The sequence below is a fragment of the Amycolatopsis sp. lyj-346 genome (assembly GCF_046548975.1).
In the GTDB taxonomy this organism is placed as follows: Bacteria; Actinomycetota; Actinomycetes; order Mycobacteriales; family Pseudonocardiaceae; genus Amycolatopsis.
The window spans coordinates 1-1,021 of the sequence record NZ_JAJPWT010000051.1; the positions used below are offsets into that span (position 1 = coordinate 1).

Here is a 1,021-nt window from a genome sequence, read left to right on the forward strand (position 1 = left end):
CCGGCACTCAATGCCCGAATGTGGTGTTGTGCTGGTTGCTCAAGGAATTGTGGAACTACTGGATATATGTTGACTCGGTTTTGCTGCTGCGGCGTGCAAGTACTGTGGGTGGTCTTTTCGGAGGCTGGTCGCGTGGAACGTGTGATCGCGGGGTGGGTCGGGTTGATGTTCACGAAGCACACTGTTGGGTCCTGAGGCAACACGCCTCGGGGCTGACGCCCTGAAACGCTGTTTGTTTCTGGTGTGGTGTTTGAGAACTGTAGAGTGGATGCGAGCATCTTTGTGGTCAAGTTGTTAAGGGCACATGGTGGATGTCTTGGCTTCAGGAGCCGATGAAGGACGTGGGAGGCTGCGATATGCCTCGGGGAGCTGTCAACCGAGCTGTGATCCGAGGATTTCCGAATGGGGAAACCCAGCACCAGTGATGTGGTGTTACCCGCACCTGAATATATAGGGTGTGTGGAGGGAACGCGGGGAAGTGAAACATCTCAGTACCCGCAGGAAGAGAAAACAACCGTGATTCCGTGAGTAGTGGCGAGCGAAAGCGGAAGAGGCTAAACCGTTTGCATGTGATACCTGTCAGGGGTTGTGCAGGCGGTGTTGTGGGACCCAGCGTCGAGGATCTGACAGTCCTCGGAATGGTCACGTATGTTAGTGGAACGCCTTGGGATGGGCGGCCGGAGTGGGTGAGAGCCCCGTACGCGAAAACATGTCGTTGATTGTTTGTTTGGTGTTCCCGAGTAGCAGCGAGCTCGTGGAATTTGCTGTGAATCTGCCGGGACCACCCGGTAAGCCTAAATACTTCCTGAAGACCGATAGCGGACTAGTACCGTGAGGGAAAGATGAAAAGTACCCCGGGAGGGGAGTGAAAGAGTACCTGAAACCGTGTGCCTACAAGCCGTCAGAGCCTGCTTTGTTGGGTGATGGCGTGCCTTTTGAAGAATGAGCCTGCGAGTTAGTGCTGCGTGGCGAGGTTAACCCGTGTGGGGTAGCCGTAGCGAAAGCGAGTCTGAATAGGGCG

At 55.2% G+C, this 1,021-nt stretch carries 1 rRNA gene; it reads left to right on the top strand.

Annotated features, from left to right (window positions below):
• Positions 1 to 284: 284 nt before the first annotated feature.
• Positions 285 to 1,021: ribosomal RNA gene (locus ACLJQE_RS44620) — 23S ribosomal RNA — on the top strand; the annotation flags it as partial.